Origin of the sequence: Mesoplasma coleopterae (assembly GCF_002804245.1) — a bacterium.
Classification (GTDB): domain Bacteria; phylum Bacillota_I; class Bacilli_A; order Mycoplasmatales; family Mycoplasmataceae; genus Mesoplasma; species Mesoplasma coleopterae.
This window is the reverse complement of the sequence record NZ_CP024968.1, coordinates 188,300-205,805: the sequence shown is the minus strand read 5'-3', so window position 1 is coordinate 205,805 and position 17,506 is coordinate 188,300. Positions and strand designations below refer to the sequence as shown.

9 protein-coding genes, 6 tRNA genes and 1 rRNA gene are annotated in these 17,506 nt (G+C 29.4%); 2 read left to right on the top strand and 14 right to left on the bottom strand.

The window, feature by feature from the left end:
- Positions 1–31 precede the first annotated feature (31 nt).
- The 9 genes from MCOLE_RS00935 to MCOLE_RS00895 form a co-directional block, all read right to left on the bottom strand.
- Positions 32–1,556: ribosomal RNA gene (locus tag MCOLE_RS00935) — 16S ribosomal RNA — on the bottom strand.
- 268 nt (positions 1,557–1,824) lie between these two features.
- A tRNA-Leu gene (locus MCOLE_RS00930) sits at positions 1,825–1,908 on the bottom strand.
- A gap of 4 nt (positions 1,909–1,912) precedes the next feature.
- Positions 1,913–1,988 (bottom strand) — tRNA-Lys (locus tag MCOLE_RS00925).
- Between the two features lie 115 nt (positions 1,989–2,103).
- Positions 2,104–2,179 (bottom strand) — tRNA-Thr (locus tag MCOLE_RS00920).
- Between the two features lie 10 nt (positions 2,180–2,189).
- Positions 2,190–2,265 (bottom strand) — tRNA-Val (locus MCOLE_RS00915).
- Positions 2,266–2,274: 9 nt separating this feature from the next.
- Positions 2,275–2,350: transfer RNA gene (locus tag MCOLE_RS00910), tRNA-Glu, on the bottom strand.
- Between the two features lie 8 nt (positions 2,351–2,358).
- A tRNA-Asn gene (locus tag MCOLE_RS00905) sits at positions 2,359–2,434 on the bottom strand.
- A 152-nt stretch (positions 2,435–2,586) separates the two neighbouring features.
- The gene (locus MCOLE_RS00900) at positions 2,587–3,441 is read right to left on the bottom strand and encodes a bifunctional 5,10-methylenetetrahydrofolate dehydrogenase/5,10-methenyltetrahydrofolate cyclohydrolase (RefSeq protein WP_100670642.1); all 855 of its coding nucleotides are present in this window, start codon (positions 3,439–3,441) and stop codon (positions 2,587–2,589) included.
- Positions 3,442–3,449: 8 nt separating this feature from the next.
- Positions 3,450–5,156, bottom strand: a complete 1,707-nt coding sequence (locus MCOLE_RS00895; RefSeq protein WP_244161455.1) for a potassium transporter TrkG — start codon at positions 5,154–5,156, stop codon at positions 3,450–3,452.
- A gap of 86 nt (positions 5,157–5,242) precedes the next feature.
- Between MCOLE_RS00895 and MCOLE_RS00890 the strand changes: the two genes are divergently transcribed.
- Together MCOLE_RS00890 and MCOLE_RS00885 are read left to right on the top strand one after the other, a co-directional pair.
- The gene (locus MCOLE_RS00890; RefSeq protein ID WP_100670638.1) at positions 5,243–6,157 is read left to right on the top strand and encodes a potassium channel family protein; all 915 of its coding nucleotides are present in this window, start codon (positions 5,243–5,245) and stop codon (positions 6,155–6,157) included.
- A gap of 81 nt (positions 6,158–6,238) precedes the next feature.
- A complete protein-coding gene (locus tag MCOLE_RS00885; RefSeq protein ID WP_100670636.1) occupies positions 6,239–6,688 on the top strand; it encodes a hypothetical protein in 450 nt (149 codons plus the stop codon).
- A 36-nt stretch (positions 6,689–6,724) separates the two neighbouring features.
- Here MCOLE_RS00885 and gatB read toward each other — a convergent pair whose 3' ends face one another.
- From gatB to MCOLE_RS00860, 5 genes are all read right to left on the bottom strand, one after another.
- A complete protein-coding gene (gatB, locus tag MCOLE_RS00880; protein ID WP_100670634.1) occupies positions 6,725–8,164 on the bottom strand; it encodes an Asp-tRNA(Asn)/Glu-tRNA(Gln) amidotransferase subunit GatB in 1,440 nt (479 codons plus the stop codon).
- A 1-nt stretch (position 8,165) separates the two neighbouring features.
- The gene (gatA, locus tag MCOLE_RS00875) at positions 8,166–9,614 is read right to left on the bottom strand and encodes an Asp-tRNA(Asn)/Glu-tRNA(Gln) amidotransferase subunit GatA (RefSeq protein ID WP_100670632.1); all 1,449 of its coding nucleotides are present in this window, start codon (positions 9,612–9,614) and stop codon (positions 8,166–8,168) included.
- Entirely contained in the window at positions 9,614–9,901 is a 288-nt protein-coding gene (locus MCOLE_RS00870; protein WP_100670630.1) for an Asp-tRNA(Asn)/Glu-tRNA(Gln) amidotransferase subunit GatC, read from the bottom strand. Before MCOLE_RS00870 ends, gatA begins: the two co-directional genes overlap by 1 nt.
- 1 nt (position 9,902) lies before the next feature.
- Entirely contained in the window at positions 9,903–11,903 is a 2,001-nt protein-coding gene (gene ligA, locus MCOLE_RS00865) for an NAD-dependent DNA ligase LigA (protein WP_100670628.1), read from the bottom strand.
- Between the two features lie 114 nt (positions 11,904–12,017).
- Positions 12,018–17,462, bottom strand: a complete 5,445-nt coding sequence (locus tag MCOLE_RS00860; protein ID WP_100670626.1) for an ABC transporter permease — start codon at positions 17,460–17,462, stop codon at positions 12,018–12,020.
- Positions 17,463–17,506 lie beyond the last annotated feature (44 nt).

The window sequence follows — 17,506 nt, the reverse complement described above, 5'->3', positions numbered from 1 at the left end:
TAGTCAATCTGTTTTGTTTTTATCTCCATAGAAAGGAGGTGATCCATCCGCACGTTCCCGTACGGATACCTTGTTACGACTTAACCCCAATCGCTAGTCCTACCTTGGGACGCGCCTTCCTTACGGTTAGGAAACGTACTTCTGGTATTACCAACTCTCGTGGTTTGACGGGCGGTGTGTACAAGACCCGAGAACGTATTCACCGCGACATAGCTGATTCGCGATTACTAGTGATTCCGGCTTCATGAAGTCGAGTTGCAGACTTCAATCCGAACTGAGACCGACTTTTTGAGATTAGCTCCCCCTCGCGAGATTGCGACTCTTTGTATCGGCCATTGTAGCACGTGTGTAGCCCAGGACATAAGGGGCATGATGATTTGACGTCATCCCCACCTTCCTCTAGCTTACACTAGCAGTCTCGTTAGAGTCCTCAACTTAATGTTAGTAACTAACGACAAGGGTTGCGTTCGTTGCGGGACTTAACCCAACACCTCACGGCACGAACTGACGACAACCATGCACCACCTGTATCAATGTTAACCTCCACTACATCTCTGTAGCTTTGCACTGTATGTCAAGCCCTGGTAAGGTTCTTCGTGTTGCTTCGAATTAAACCACATGCTCCACCACTTGTGCGGGTCCCCGTCAATTCCTTTGAGTTTCACTCTTGCGAGCATACTACTCAGGCGGAGTACTTAATGCGTTAGCTGCAGCACTGAGGTAATCCCCAATACTTAGTACTCAACGTTTACGGCGTGGACTACTAGGGTATCTAATCCTATTTGCTCCCCACGCTTTCGTGCCTCAGCGTCAATAATCAGCCAGTAAGCCGCTTTCGCCACTGGTGTTCTTCCATATATCTACGCATTTTACCGCTACACATGGAATTCCGCTTACCTCTCTGATATTCTAGTCCCGCAGTTTTCAAGGCGAACCGGAGTTGAGCTCCGGGCTTTAACCTCAAACTTGCGAAACCGCCTACGCACCCTATACGCCCAATAAATCCGGATAACGCTTGCCACCTATGTATTACCGCGGCTGCTGGCACATAGTTAGCCGTGGCTTTCTGGTAAGGTACCGTCAAGATAAGAGCATTTCCTCTCCTATTTTTTCTTCCCTTACAACAGAGCTTTACAACCCGAAGGCCGTCATCACTCACGCGGCATTGCTTCATCAGACTTTCGTCCATTGTGAAAAATTCCCTACTGCTGCCTCCCGTAGGAGTCTGGGCCGTATCTCAGTCCCAATGTGGCCGATCAACCTCTCAGTTCGGCTACGTATCATCGCCTAGGTGGGCCTTTACCCCGCCTACTAGCTAATACGCCGCATCCTCATCTTCTAGTGATCCAAACGGATCTTTGAATGTTTTCTCATGCGATAATAACATCCACATGCGGTATTACCTTTCGTTTCCAAAAGTTATCCCCCGCTAGAAGGTAGATTAGATACGTGTTACTCACCCGTTCGCCACTGAGGTGCAAGCACCTCCGTTCGACTTGCATGTATTAGGCATGCCGCCAGCGTTTATCCTGAGCCAGGATCAAACTCTCATTTTAAATTATTGTTTTGATTCTGACTATTATATTTTTTGTATATTATTCTGTACTCAATTTGAAATTGTTACAGGATTGTACAATTGTTGTTCTATTTAGTTTTCAAAGATCATTTCCGTGCCTTTTAAAGGGCACAATAATAAATATACACTAATTTTATTTTGCATGCAATATTTTTTTTAAATTAATTAAAATATTTTTTAAAAGTTAATTTAGCTATATTTTCAAATAAAAAAACTAGCAATATTTGTATACTAGTTTTGTTTTCTTATGGTGCGGGATAAGGGACTCGAACCCTTACGTCAAAGACGCTAGATCCTAAGTCTAGTGCGTCTGCCAATTCCGCCAATCCCGCAGGATGGTGACTCGCCGGAGGCTCGAACTCCGGACCCACTGGTTAAAAGCCAGTTGCTCTACCGACTGAGCTAGCGAGTCATTAACTTTGGACAATAAAAATATTATCATTATTTTTTTAAATAATCAATGTTAAATATAAAAATAAAATTTTAATAAAATAAAAGCACCAATGGTGCTAATTCAAAATTGACAATGGTGCTGACTAGAGGATTTGAACCCCCGACCTACTGATTACAAGTCAGTTGCTCTACCAACTGAGCTAAGTCAGCACAAAAAAAATGGTGGAGTGCAACGGGCTCGAACCGCTGACCGCCTGCTTGTAAGGCAGGAGCTCTCCCAACTGAGCTAGCACTCCAATAATAAATGGTAGCCTGTACGGGGTTCGAACCCGTGTGTCCACGGATGAAAACCGTGTGTGTTAACCGCTTCACCAACAGGCCAAATGTAATGGCGGCTTTTACAGGACTTGAACCTGTGACAAACCGGTTAACAGCCGGTTGCTCTACCAACTGAGCTAAAAAGCCAAATACAAATTATTGGTTAATTATTTAATTTTGTTATCCCTTGGGACAATAAAAATATTATCATATAAAAAATAAGTTGTAAATAAAATTTTGTAATTTTTATTTTTTTTTAATTTTATGTCAAAAAAACACTCTTTTTTTGAGTGTTTAGTCTATTTACTTATATGTTTTTCATATAAAACAAATGTATTTTCCATTAACGTTATGACCGTCATTGGACCAACCCCACCTGGAACTGGAGTTATGTAACTAGCTTTTAATTTAACTTTTTCAAAATCAACATCCCCAACAAGCTTATTAGTTATTGGATCTCTTATGATTCCTACGTCTATAACGACAGCATCATTTTTGATCATATCTTCAGTAATAATAAATTGTTTTCCAGTGGCGCTAATAATAATATCAGCACCAATTGTGTGTTTTTTAATATCTTTTGTATTTTTGTTGCACATTGTTACAGTTGCTTGTTTATTTAATAACATCATTCCTAAAGGTTTTCCTACAATATTGCTTGTTCCAATTAAAGTAATATCTTTATTATTAATATTAATATTGTATTCTTCCAATAAATTAATGATTCCTAAGGGAGTACATGGATAAATAGTGTCATATCCTTGTAACATTTTTCCTTGATTTATATAATGAAAACCATCAACATCTTTTAATGGAGTTATTGCTTGTAAATAATCTTCTTCAACAAAATCAATTGGTAGCGGTAATTGCAGCAATATTCCATCAATACTTGCATCTTTATTTAGTTCATTGATTTTGTTATATAAATCTTCTTTTTTAATATTATTTTCAAACCTTAAAAGTTGAGAATCAATTCCTACTTCATTAGCAACTTTAATTTTATGAGAAACATAAACTTCACTAGCAGGATCATTGCCAACCATAATAACAACTAATTTAGGTTTTCTTAATCCTTGATTTTGATATTTTGAAATTCTTAATGCTAATTCTTTTTTTCTTTTTAAAGCTATTTTTTTTCCATCTAAAATAATCATAATATCTCCTATCCTATTGTTACGTCTTCTTCTAAATATTTAAAGTTTGTTTTTCTTGATGGTTTAATAAATGCTAATAATGTATTTGAAATTCCTAATTGTCCTAAGAACATACATAAAATAATCAATAGCTTAGTTAATACACCAAAGTTATACATTTGATGTTGAGTGAAAGGATTCATTCCGACGGTTCCATAAGCACTAGTTATCAAAGTTAATATTTGAATTATGCTTGCATCACCTTGATTTTGCACAAGTTCTCCTGCTACTCCATTTTCAACACCGGGTGTTAAATAAGCGTTTGAATCAAAGTAAATTAATATAATTACAATAGTTAATATAAGTACAGAAATAAAGAATACTGAAAAACTTCTTCTTACGGTTTCAGCAGGAATGACTTTTTTAAATGCACTTGTGTAGCTTTTATTTCTAATAACTGCTCATGTTGAAAGAATAATAATTGCAAATGTTGTAGTTCGAATCCCTCCTGCTGTTGAAGATGGCGCTGAACCTATAAACATTAATGAAGATAATATTGTTTTTGATGAGGCATTAAAATCATTAATAGGAACAGTTGAAAATCCAGCGTTTCTACAAGCAGTAGTATTAAATATAATATCCATTGCTACAGCATATCCTGGTTTAGCTTGAGTTACAATAACATTAATTGGCATTTGAGTTAATGGATCTGTTTCATATGTATAGTAATTAAAAATCAATGAGTTCGCTTGATTTGAATATTCACTTGCAAAAACCAATAAAGGCCCTACAACAAATAAAATTGAATAAACCCAGAAGTTAAGCTTAGTAAATAAACTAAATCTAACTTTTTGTCCAACTCTTCTAGCTTTTAATTTTCTTTTAATATCATGGAATGTTGGATAACCTAATCCACCAATTACTCATTCCAATAAAAAAACTATTTGGATAGCATACGCTTGATGACCTTCAATATTATAAGGTTGAAGTGAATTTGTTGATAATAAATCATATCCAGCATTATTAATTGCACTAGTTGAGTGAAAAATAGCAAATCAAATTGATTTCATAAAATTGTGATAAGGTGAAACAACATTTAAATTTGGGTTTGAATGAGTACCATTAGCACCAATAACCTGATTTAATGATTCACTTGCTGGTTCTGAAAAGAAAAATAAGAAAAATAAAACTCCTGCAGCAATTAATTGCACAAATGTTAAAAATATAAATCCATCTTTTATTAACTCAATAGTTGATGACTTAACATCATTTCCACGTTCTGATTGAGCAACCACAGTATCACTAAGTGAAATTTTTTTATTGATGGCAATAAATAAAATAATTTTTAATGTTAAAACTCCAATCCCACCCATTTCAATTAAGATAAGTAAAATTAATTGACCTCAAAATGTGTAATCATGTGAAGGATCAATAATGTTAATCCCAGTATCACTAAACGCACTTGAAGCTGTAAATATTCCGGTTAAATAATCTCATCTAAAGTCATAACCGTTTAAGTCATTATTAACAACTACTCCAGGAATACATAACAAAAATCCACCAAATAAAACTATAAATAAATAAATTAAAAATATTCTTCCTGAAACTTTGGATAATGGTCATCAAGTTTTAAGTTTTAAAAAAGCTTTTTGGGGATCAAATTTGTTTTTTTGCTGTTTGTCTTTTGTCATTTTAAATCAATTAGGTTTATCTGACCTATTTCTTTCACTAGTCATTTGATTACCCCCATTCATAGTAATTATTATACAATTTAATTATTACAAATGTATAATTATTAAAGTATCAAGAGAAGGTGTATATTATGGCAAAGAAAAAAAGTATTGCAATTATTGGAGTTTCAAATTTCAGTTTATCTGTAATAAAAACACTTGTTGACAAAAAACAACAAGTTACAGTTTTCGATTATGATGAAGATAAATTAAACTTGCATTTATCAGAATACGAATATGGAGTTGATGTTATTGTATTAGATTCAACTAATAAAATGGCATTAGCTAAAAATGGGATTAAAGCGTATGATGTTGTTATTGTTGGAGTTGGAACAAACATCGAATCAGGATTAATGACAGTTCTAAATTTAATTGACTTAGAATGTGAAAATATTATTGCCAGAGCAAGAGATGAAAAACATAAAAGGATTCTTACAGCATTAGGATTGAGTGAAAATCAAATTATTCTTCCAGATGCATTAGCTGGTAACATAGTTGCAGCTAGATCAATGTTTAATATTGATTTGGATGTAGATGTTCAATCAATTGATGAAGACTTTGTTTCGACAACATTAAGTGTAAACAATCATAATATCTTCAATAAAACAATTTTAGCTACCGGTCTTTCAACAACAAAAGATTTTAATATAATTCAAATAAGACGTAAAGGTAAAATTTTATTACCTGATGATTACACTGAGTTAAAGGAAAATGATGAAGTTGTTGTTTTTGCAAGAACAACTGTTATAAATGAATTGGCAGAAAAAATTCAAGGTGGAGCCAAAGACAAAAAAGATGTTAATGATGAATTAGTTATTTTTGAAGAACTTGAAAACGATAATAATAAAAATATGAATAAGTCCATTGATGATAAAAAGAAAGATGATGACCTATTTGATTCAACTGCTGCAGACGATCTGTTTGATTCAATTATATTTGATGATAATGTTAATGAAACCATTGATGTTTTAAAATCAGAAAAAAATAAAAAAGAATTAAAAAAATAATAATAAGATAGTTATTTACTATCTTTTTTTATACACATATTTAAATTTATCATTTATAATTTTATGCAAGGAGGAAAAATTATGAAAGAATGAGCTAAAAAGAATTTATGATCTTTAATTTCAGTTATTGCTGCAACTGCTTTTGCACTTTTAGTTATTGTAACAATTTTTGGAATTGGTTTAGGAGCTAAGCAAGGTGGATCAGTTATTAAATATGGAAATGTTGGATTAGAAGAATTACATAAAAGTGTAAACAGTATGATTTCAGCTGCTTTAGCATTAGCATGTATTGCTATTGTTCCTGTAGTAATTAGATTAATCTTAGGAATCTTAGGAATCGATGCTTTTGCTAGATTATTTAACTCAGCATCAATTGGACTTGCTTTAATTTCAGTTATCTTATTAATTACTGGTAACATTACATTATTAAGTGCGGATGGAGTTAAAGTTGCAGTTGGATCAATAATAGGATTCTATGTCGTTATTATTTTAGGTTTCTTAGTGTTAACTGGGCCTATTGTTAGAAAATAATTCTTATAAAAAAATGAAGCTCGAGCTTCATTTTTTTTACTTTAATTTTGATTCAACTAATTTAATAATTATATTCATTCCTGCTTCTGGGTTAACATTCCCACCAGTTACTTTCATTAATTGACCCATAATAGTTTTTGTAACTCTTTCTGGTCTTTCATTATATTGTTCAAGCAATTCAATATTACTTTCAATAATAGGATTTACTAAATTTGTTATTTCATTTTCATCACTAATCATTTTAATATTTAGTTCTTCAACAATTTCAATTACAGATTTTGAAGAATCTTTCATAATGATAGGTAATATTGTTTTTGTATGTTTTGATGAAATAACCGAATCATCAACTAAGTTAATCATTTCGGCTAAATGAATTGGTGATAATGCCAATTTATCAATTGATATATTTTCACTATTCAATTGCGCTTGAATATCACTAATTAAAATATTTGCTACTTTAGTATAGTTTTTAGTATGTTTAATTGCTTCTTCAAAAAACTCAGACATTTCAATACTTGTTAATATAATGTTTGCATCATTGTTAGACAACTTATACTCATTAGTATATTTAACTCTTTTAATATCAGCTAATTCAGGAGAATTTTTAATACATTCATTTACTCAATTTTGGTCTAGTTGAATTGGCATAATGTTTGGTTCTCTAAAATATTTATAATCTAATGCATCAGATTTACTACGCATTGAAACTGTTGAGTTTGTTGTATCATCAAATCTACGTGTTTCTTGAATAATTACTTCATTATTTAACATCAGTTTAGTTTGGCGTTCAACTTCAAATTCAATAGCTTTTTTAATATTTGAAATTGAATTTAAGTTTTTAATTTCTACTTTGTTTGAAAATTCATTAGTCCCATATGGTCTAATAGATATATTAACATCAGTTCTTAAACTTCCTTCATTCATTTTGACATCACTAACTTTTAGGAATAATAATACTTCTCTTAATTTTTCAACATAAGCACAAGCTTCATCAGCACTTCGTAAAACTGGTCTTGTTACAATTTCAACTAAACCTGTTCCAGCTCTATTATAGTCAATATATGTTAAATCGTCTTTATGAATTTGTTTTGCTGTATCTTCTTCCATATGAAGTCTCTCAATATCAACTTCCTTTGCTTCACCATTAATATTTATAATTAATTTACCATTTTTCCCAATTGGATTATATTGTTGGGTAATTTGATAACCTTTAGTTAAATCTGGGTAAAAGTAATTTTTACGATCAAATTTTACTAAAGTATCTATTTCCATTTTTAAAGCACTACATGCTCTAATTGCTAATTCAATTCCTTTTTTGTTAATTGTTGGTAAACTTCCAGGATAAGCCATGTCAGTTTCATTTACATTAGTATTCGGAGTTTCGCCATAACTTACTGGAGCTGATGAAAACATCTTAGTTTTGGTTTTTAATTCAACATGATTTTCAATCCCGATAATTATTTCAAAATTTTTCATCTTAGTCCTCCACTATTTCATTTTTAATACCAATTATATCTTCAAGCATTTTTGCAGCTTGTAAACATAAAAGATCTTCTTTTGGTTTTGCATTTATATTAATACCAATTCCAAGTTTTCCTTCCTTTAAAAAGGGAATAGTAATTGATGGTGAACCATTAAAATTAGCTAAAGTAAGAATGTCGCTTAAATATTCTTTTTCTGGTGTTGATTTAATTTTTGTTTCTTCAATCAATGGCGCTATTTTATCTGTTGGGGGAATTATCAGAATGTCTATCTCTTTAAAGACTTTATTCAATTCTTCAACAATTAGTCTTCTAACTTGTTTTGCTTTGTTCAAATAAATTGTTTGATTTTCTTTATTTAAATTTAATGCTCCTACAAGGAATCTTTGTTTAACTTCTTCACCAAATCCTTCAGTTCTTGAATTTGTTATTATTTCAACATAATCAGCACCAGTTGCTCTTCGACCAAATTTAATTCCATCTAAGTTTGCATTAGTTGAAACAGATTCACTAAATGAAATCATTTTATAAATAGCTGATAATGAATCTAATAATTCTTGTTTAAATTCAACTTCTTTAACTTCAAATCCATTTAATTTTAAAGTTTCAAATAAATTGTAATAAGCGTTTTTAACGTCTTCATTTAAATCATCAATAACTTTTTTGATATATCCAAATTTAACCGCTTTGCTTAAACCTTCAATTTTTTCAAACATATTTTTTGAATTATTTTCATGACTAGTTGCATCTTTAGTATCATAACCAAAAGTTGCATCACAAACAATTGCCATGTCAGTTACATTTCTTGTAAAGAATCCAACAGTATCTAAACTTGGCGAATATGGTAATAAACCATATCTACTAATTGCCCCATATGATGGTTTGAAACCAACAATGTTATTAAATGATGCTGGTTTTCTGATTGAGTCACCAGTATCACTACCTGTTGCAAATGGAACAATACCTTTTGCTACTAGATAAGCACTACCACTGCTGCTTCCACCAACAATTCTTTTATCATCAGCCGGATTAGTTATTATTCCATTACATGAGTAAAGACCAACTCCACCCATTCCTAATTCATCAAGAGCAGCTTTTCCCACTAAAATTGCACCTTGTTTTTCTAATTTAGAAATTGATGTTGCATTAAAAGGCGGAATGTAGCCTTTTAAAATATTTGACGACGATGTTGTTTCAATATCTTTAGTTGCAAAATTATCTTTTGCAAAATATGGTATTCCGTATAACAAAGAATTTATATTTGAGTTTGTTTCTACTTCTTTTGCAAAGTTAATTGCTTTCTCATCAATTAATTTATTAATAGCATTTGATGATTTAATTTTATTTGCTTCTGCTAAAACGTTTTTAGTTAATTCCAATACATTAATTTCTTTATTAATTAATTTTTCATGCAATTCTAAAATTGATAATTTTTTATAGTCCATTATTTTACCACCTTTTTAATTGTCACAAAATCACCTTCACAAGTTGGAGCATTTGCTAATATTTTTTTTTGATCAATAGTTGTTGTTTCATTATCATCTCTTAAATATGTGTGTATATCATCATAAGGGTAGAATAATGGTTTTACATTTGTTGTGTCAATTTTTAATACTTTTTCAAATTCTTTTCTTAAGTCTTCTTGTTTAGCTACAATTTCATCAATTTCTTTTTCAGTGAATTTCAACATTGAATCTTGAGCTAATTCTTCGTAATACTTTTTATCTTTCATTTTATTCTCCTTTTAAAATTTTAAAAAATTCTTGTTCGCTTATGACCTTAACATTTAATTCTTGAGCTTTAGTTAGTTTACTTCCGGCATTTTCTCCAGCTAAAACATAATCTGTTTTTTTAGATACAGACCCTATTACTTTACCATTATTAAGTTCAATTATATCCTTATAATAATCTCGTGAATTGGAAAGTGTACCTGTTATAACAAATGATTTATCACTAATTATTGAGTCAGTATTTTTAGCTTGTCCTAAATACTCAAAATTAACATTAAATGATTTTAAATCTTCAATTAACTTTAAATTAGATTCGATTTTAAATCAATCTACAATTGACATTGCTAAAACTTCTCCAACTGAGTCAATTGAACTTAATTCCTCATAGCTAGCTGTTTTTAAGCCTTCTATGTTTTTATATATTTGAGCAAGTGTAAGTGCTGTTTTAGAGCCTACATGTCTAATACCTAATCCAAATAATGTTTTTTCAAATGAATTATTTTTTGCTTGTTCAATTGAAGCAACTAAATTGTCAAAACTTTTTTGTCCAAATTTTTCAAAATTAATAATGCTTTCTTTATGATCTTCTACTTTAAAAATATCAGCTATATTAGTTATTATTTTTTCTTCAAATAACTTTTTAATTGTTTGCCCACCAAGACCAACTATATTAGCTGCTCCTCTACTTGCAAAATGTTCTAAACTTCTTAGAATTTGCGCAGGACAATTAAAGTTAACACAGAACTGGTCAACTTCTGTTAGCGTCTTTTCTAATTGTTCTCCACATGCAGGGCATTTTTCATCTTTTATTCATATTGGTAAAACTTCAAAGTTTTCATCTTTTACCACACTAATAACCTCAGGTATAATATCTCCTGCTTTTTTAACTTTAACAATTGAATTAACTCTTAAATCTTTTGCCATTATGTATTCTGCGTTATTTAAAGATGCAGCTGAAACAGTAGTTCCTGCAATTTGTACTGGCTCTAGTTTTGCATTGTATGTGATTTTACCTGTTCTTCCAACTGTTGGGAAAATATCCAATAATTTAGTTTGCTTAACTTCTGCTGGGAATTTATATGCAATTGCTCATTTTGGGGTTTTTGTTGTATACCCCACTTCCTCTTGTAAATTTTTATCATTTAGCTTAAAAACAATGCCATCAATTTCATAATCTAATTCATTTCTTTTTTCAGTATAGTATTCAATGTAGGCTTTTACTTCATCTAATGTTTTACAAATTTTTGTTTCAGGATTAGTTTTCAATCCAAGCTTTTTAATTTGATTAATAGATTCAATTTGTGTTTCTTCAGGATTAGTTTCATTAAAATAATAGTATAAATAAGCATCAAGATTTCTTTCAGCAACTATTTTAGAATCCAACTGTCTTAATGTTCCGGCAGCTGCATTTCTTGGGTTAGCAAAAATTTGTTCTCCATTTAATAATCTTTCTTCATTGATTTTTGCAAACTCTTTTTTAGCTAAAAAAACTTCACCGCGAATTTCAATTTCATCTTTTGAAGGAATACAAAGTGGAATTGATTTAATTGTTTTAACATTGTTTGTAACATTCTCACCAATTTTTCCATCACCACGAGTTACTCCATTTTGCAGAATACCATCCTTATAAATTAATGAAATTGATAAACCATCAATTTTTAATTCAGCTGTATATTCATTATCTTCAGTGTCAGTTACTTTAGCTACTTGTTTATTAAAATTTAAAAACTCATCTCAACTAAATATATCTCCAAGACTTAGCATTGGATATTTATGAGTGTATTTTTCAAATTTATCACTTACTATTCCCCCAACTTTTTGTGTTATTGAATCTGGTGTTATTAAATCAGGAAATTGATTCTCAAGATCAATTAGTTCATGAATTGCCTTATCATATTCAGCATCATCAATACTAGGATTATCTAAAACATAATATTCTTTTGCTCATTCATTAAGTTTTATACGTAAATCATTAATTAATTTGCTTGCTTGTTCTTTTGTCATGATGCTCCTTTATATCTATAATATTATAAACTTTTTTACATGTTTTTGTTTTATGGTTTCAAGAGTTAAACAACAAAAAAACAGAACAAAGTCTGTTTTAAAATTTTTTATTAACTAAGTTAATGTTTTTAACTCATCTTTAATTGGTTTTCTTAAAGAGAAAGTAAAGGCTAGTACAAACATAATTATAATACCTAATAAGATTAATGGTGTTGCTCATCAATTAGTTATCAATGGAATAAATATTCCAAATTTTTGAGCTTGAATCATCATTGAACCTAATAATCATTTACCAACAAGATAACCAATCAATACAAATATTGTTGATATAACAGCTGGTATAAGTATGGTATTTAAAATTGTTTCTTTATTTGAGTATCCTAACGCTTTCATTGTTACCATGAATCGGTGATATTTCATAATGTAGACATCAGAAATAATTGTTATGATTAACACTGAAATTATTATAATTCCTGTAATTAAGAACAATGCTACAAGTAAGATAGATTCACTAATGCTTATTATCATACCCAATTGAGTACTTACTAAATCAATTTTATTGTAAGTCATACCTAAAGTTTCTTCAATTCTATCTGTGCTTCCTTGAAGAGCAAATACACCTGGAGAATCAACCATAATCCCTTTAACTCCACCAGTTATTCCATAAGCTTCATCAAATGAAGAGAATTTTGAATTGAAATCTCTGTTTTGTAGAACTTTCCTATAAGCTTGTTGGTCAGTGATTTCATATTTATTCATTAAATCATCTTTCATGAAGAAAGTTTTATTTTCTCTCATCATGTTCAATTGTTCTATTGGATTTCTCATTGAATTAACTGTTATTGTATGATCACCACTTGTGATTTTCCCATTTGGTATTTGTTTAACTGGATCACCATAAAAATCATAATCTACTGGTAAGTATTTTTCTGTAGATTTATTTGTTAATAAATTTAGAATATCTTGATCAGCAATAATAATATTTCCGTTGTATGTTTGAATAGTATCAACAGATTGCATTCTAACATCACTTAAAAATGATGGAAGTTTGTTTGAAACAGTAACAACTGCATCTGAACTTGATCCACTAGCAACAATTTTGTCACTTGCTCAAGTATATATTTGTTGTAAATCAGTATCAATATTTTGAATTCAACCTTTTCTGTTAGGATCAGTAATTTTTCTACTGTAATTTAAACTAAATGGTGAAATTCATTCTCATTCAGTTTGATTTGCATATTCAGAACCTCAAGCTTTTTTTACTTCTTCTGGAACATCAACACTTGACACAGAACCATGTCAAATATCAATATTAGATCTTCAATCACTAGAACTATTTTTTGATGTTTTACTTGTGTTAGCGTTTTTTCCATTTAAAAGAGAATCTATATCAGTTAAGTTTCTAGGCACAAATAATTTTAAGTTATTGTAGTGATAATATGGTCTTATTTCAAAATCAAGACCATCAATATTATATTGATCATTAACAATACTATTAATAAATCATTTTGATTGGTCATTTAGTGATGTTATGTTTCCATTGTCGTCGTATCTAAATTGCTTAGTATATGTTAGTTTATTTGGATCTATTTTTGAAGGATTAATTCAGTCTTCTTCATTTTTCATATTTAAATCACTACTAAATAAGTTTTGATTATTTGTTATTTCTCTATTATCATATATTCAAGCATTTTTAGGAACTTCTTTTCCTCCAATTGAAAGAGTTTTATAACTCATTCCTTGAATTGGAACTGATTTGTTTAAGTTTTGTTGTTTATAACTTTTTAGATTTGTTACAACAGGTATATTTAATACTTTTGTATCTGAATCATATATTTTAAAATCATCATTTAAATAAATATCTCCACCTGTATAATTTTCTTTGTCATTAAATAATAGATTTAATTTATCAATTGTTTCTTGGTCTTTAATAAACACTTTATTATCATCAATTGAATCTAAATTATAAACAGTTTGATTATCTTTCAATCCATTTACATTTACAAAATTATTATTCATTTGTGTATATACATCTGTAGATAATGTTTCAATTCCAGGAGTATAATTTTCTGCATTAATAGAAATACCAAATTGAGAAGCTTTATTAGGAGAATCTTTTAAGTATTGTTGTCCTACATTTGGTAAAAATGCTAACGCTAATAAAATTAAATCTTCTTTTCAAGTTGTGTCTGTTGGTCTTTCAATAGTAGGCAGACCTTGATCATTTGAATTTGCTAAAGCTTCCATAGCTACTTGTAAAGCCATTTGAATAAATTCAATACTTCCTTTTGCAGAGTTCTTCTTCATTTCTCAAATATTTTGTAATGTGTTTGGAGTTATTTGTTGACCATCAAAATATGATTTTCCTGTATTTGGATTTATTTCAGCATTTCAGATATAACTTGATATTTTTTCAAATTCTCCTGCTGAAATTGTTATTCCATTTAAGTTACCTAATTGACCAATTACAGGCATTGCCATTTTTAATAATTTTGATGTGTCATCTCTTGTTGAAGATTTTTCATCGAAAATTCATTTTTCAGTTCAATTTAAATCATCTTTTGTTCATTGCCCATTTGTTCATCCTTCACCTAATAAAATAGGAGGGAATATACTACTATCTCAGCTTGAATCAGTGTAATACTTATTGTTATCAAAATAAATATCAGATATTTGATCTTTTGTTGAATTTCCTAAAAGAGTTTTTGGTTCTTGATAAAGTTCTTCTGTTGTAGGCAAACCTCTTGAAGCTGTTAATGAAGCTTTAGCTGTTGGTAATCCAGTCAACTGATCTTGCATCACATATTGATTATTGTATTGATAGTATTTTCCAGCATCTCTTATATACACGTTAAGCATTGAAGGTGTAAGCACTGAGAAAGTTATAACAAATGTTGTAATTAAAGCTGTAAAACTTATCATAACTATTTGTTTAGAACCTCTTAATGATATTTTAAGTGGGAATCTAAATTTGAAATCCATTATATTAATAACATTTAATTTTCTTGGCAGTCAATTTCTAACTTTTCTTTGCTGGCTTTCTTTATTGATAATTTGCATAACATCTTTTGAAACTAATAAGAACGCAATGAAATAACTCAATATTAATGATCCAATTCCAAAAACAATTAATAAAATTAATAGGATTTTATAATCAAATACAAATTCATATAGTGTTGTTGAAAAATACGTAGCAAAAAGTTTGGTAATTATTTCTTGAAAAAACCCTGCTGCCAATCATGCTAGCGGAACTATTATAAATAATAAAATTATTGAATACCCAATGTATGACAATGATAATCTGTATGAATCTACACCTTTAGCTTTTAAGAAACCAATTTGGCTTGAATTATGATCAATTGTTTTTTTAATTCCAAAAACAATTGAAACAAAAGACATGATTAATACAAGAATGGAAGTAATAATTGAAATGATTGTTACAATTTCTAACATTTTGGGTTGTAGTGTTCAATTTAAATTAAAGTATGTTTTTTCAAATAATTTGATTTGATTTGCTGATTTTTTATCTCCAAAATTTAAATTTTCATTCCTTGAGTCTATAAAACTTTCAGACAATTTTGATTTATTTGATAAAAGAGATGAATCAAAATTAGACATTCTTTTGCCGATAGTTTTTTTATCTTTTAAATTATCTCTAATGAAGTAGTAAGTTGTAAATGTTACATCTTTTTCATTACCATTTTTCATTATTTCATTAATAACATATTTTGGTGCATAAATAATAACTGAGTTTGCAACGTCACTTAAAGGAACTTCAGGATCAACAAGTGGATAGTATGTAAGTGCGTCACTACCAAAACCAGAAATAATAAAGTTTGAATTTCCTATTTTTATTTTGTCTCCAACAGAATATCCATTTTTAAATGCATATTGCTGTGAAATTACAATTTCACTTGAATGCATAACCGGTAAACCAGCAGTAACTTTGAAGTTATAATCGTAATTATCGTCTGTTACAACAAATCTAAAATTAGTTTTTGTATTTCTGTCATACATAAATGCTTCTTCTCTTAAATATAAGTCCAAATCATTTATTTCAGCAGCCATTTTTTGATGAAAAATATTATTTGAATAAATATTTGATCAATCATACATTGTTGCGTATTTTGATTCATCATACTCATAGTCATATTTTTTACCTGTATTTTGATTTTCTCATTTTTGACTTAAATCATTTTTTTCTCAAGGATTTAGTAGATTCATTGTAGAAATAGAATATTCATTATATTCCTCATCTTTTTTAATTGTTGTTGGGTTTGCTAAACCTCTTAATCCATCTTTTTTGGCGTCTAAATTATTCCCAATTATTTGATTATCCGTACCTTTTATTTGATAAGTGTTTTCTGCATTCCCATATTTAACAATAAAATTAGTATTTAAAGCCTCATCAGCCAAGTTTGTTCCAAAAATATATTCAAAAGTTAGTTCATTATTATAATTTGAAATTGATTCAACAGTTTCACCAGATTTACCAGTAATTTCACTAGTACCAGAAGATGTATGTAATTCCATGAATATTTTCATTTCATGTGTTTGTTCTGCCATTTCATTAAATTTTGTTACATATAGTATTGATTTTTCTACATCACTTCCAGCAATATTTCAATCAAAATTAATTGATTTAGCAGTTCTTGCATAAGAATTACTTAAAAATTGATTAATTTGATATGTTATAAAATAACCTATTGATTCTAGGGCATTATAAATATAAAGTTGGAATTCTCCTAAACTAGATACTTGTTTTTTATATTCTGAAATTCAATCAAAATTATTTGTTTGATTAAGGTTAATTGGAGCATCAATTTTTTTAAAATCTTTTTCCACTTTTAAATCATTTGCTTTTCAATATTTATAAATTAAAGATTGAGTAAAAGATTCATTAGGTTCATCAAGTAATAATTCATTATAAAGAGTATCTGAAATTTCTTTAACTATTAAATAAGTCATTGAAGCATACGCATTAAAATAGTCACCACCACCAAAATTTTCTAGATTAGAACCAAAATTTGTTTTAAAACTTTGTGGGTAGTATAAAAACTCACCTTTATTAGGATCAGATTTTAGAAGAGAGAAAAATTTTCAAGAATTATATCACGGAATACCGTTTCAAACATTTTTCATAGCTTGTGTTGGTTTTCCAGTGTTTTGATCAAAAAATGTTTTTGTTATTAAATTTTCTTCATAACCTTCTGTTTTAATTCCGTGGTTATTTAAAACAACATTAAAAGAATCATGAATTGTTTTATTATCTTGAACAAAATAATTTGTTGAAGTCGGCATCAAATCTAGGATTGGTAATAATGTTTTATTTGATGTTGATAAATTTGATTCACTAGCTTTAGTAGAATATGAATAATCAAATTTTTCATAATTTCTTACAATGTCATCATATGACTTGTTCATTCTAGAATTTAAGCTTGTTGTTGAAGCCAGATAAAAAGACGCAAAAAAAGAAAGCAGTACAACCACAATGAATTGAATCTTAAATTTGAACATACTTCTTATTCCTTGTTTAAATAAAAGTCATGTTATTTTCATAGCATTTTCCCCAACTATAAGTGTTTTCACATATTAATATTCTA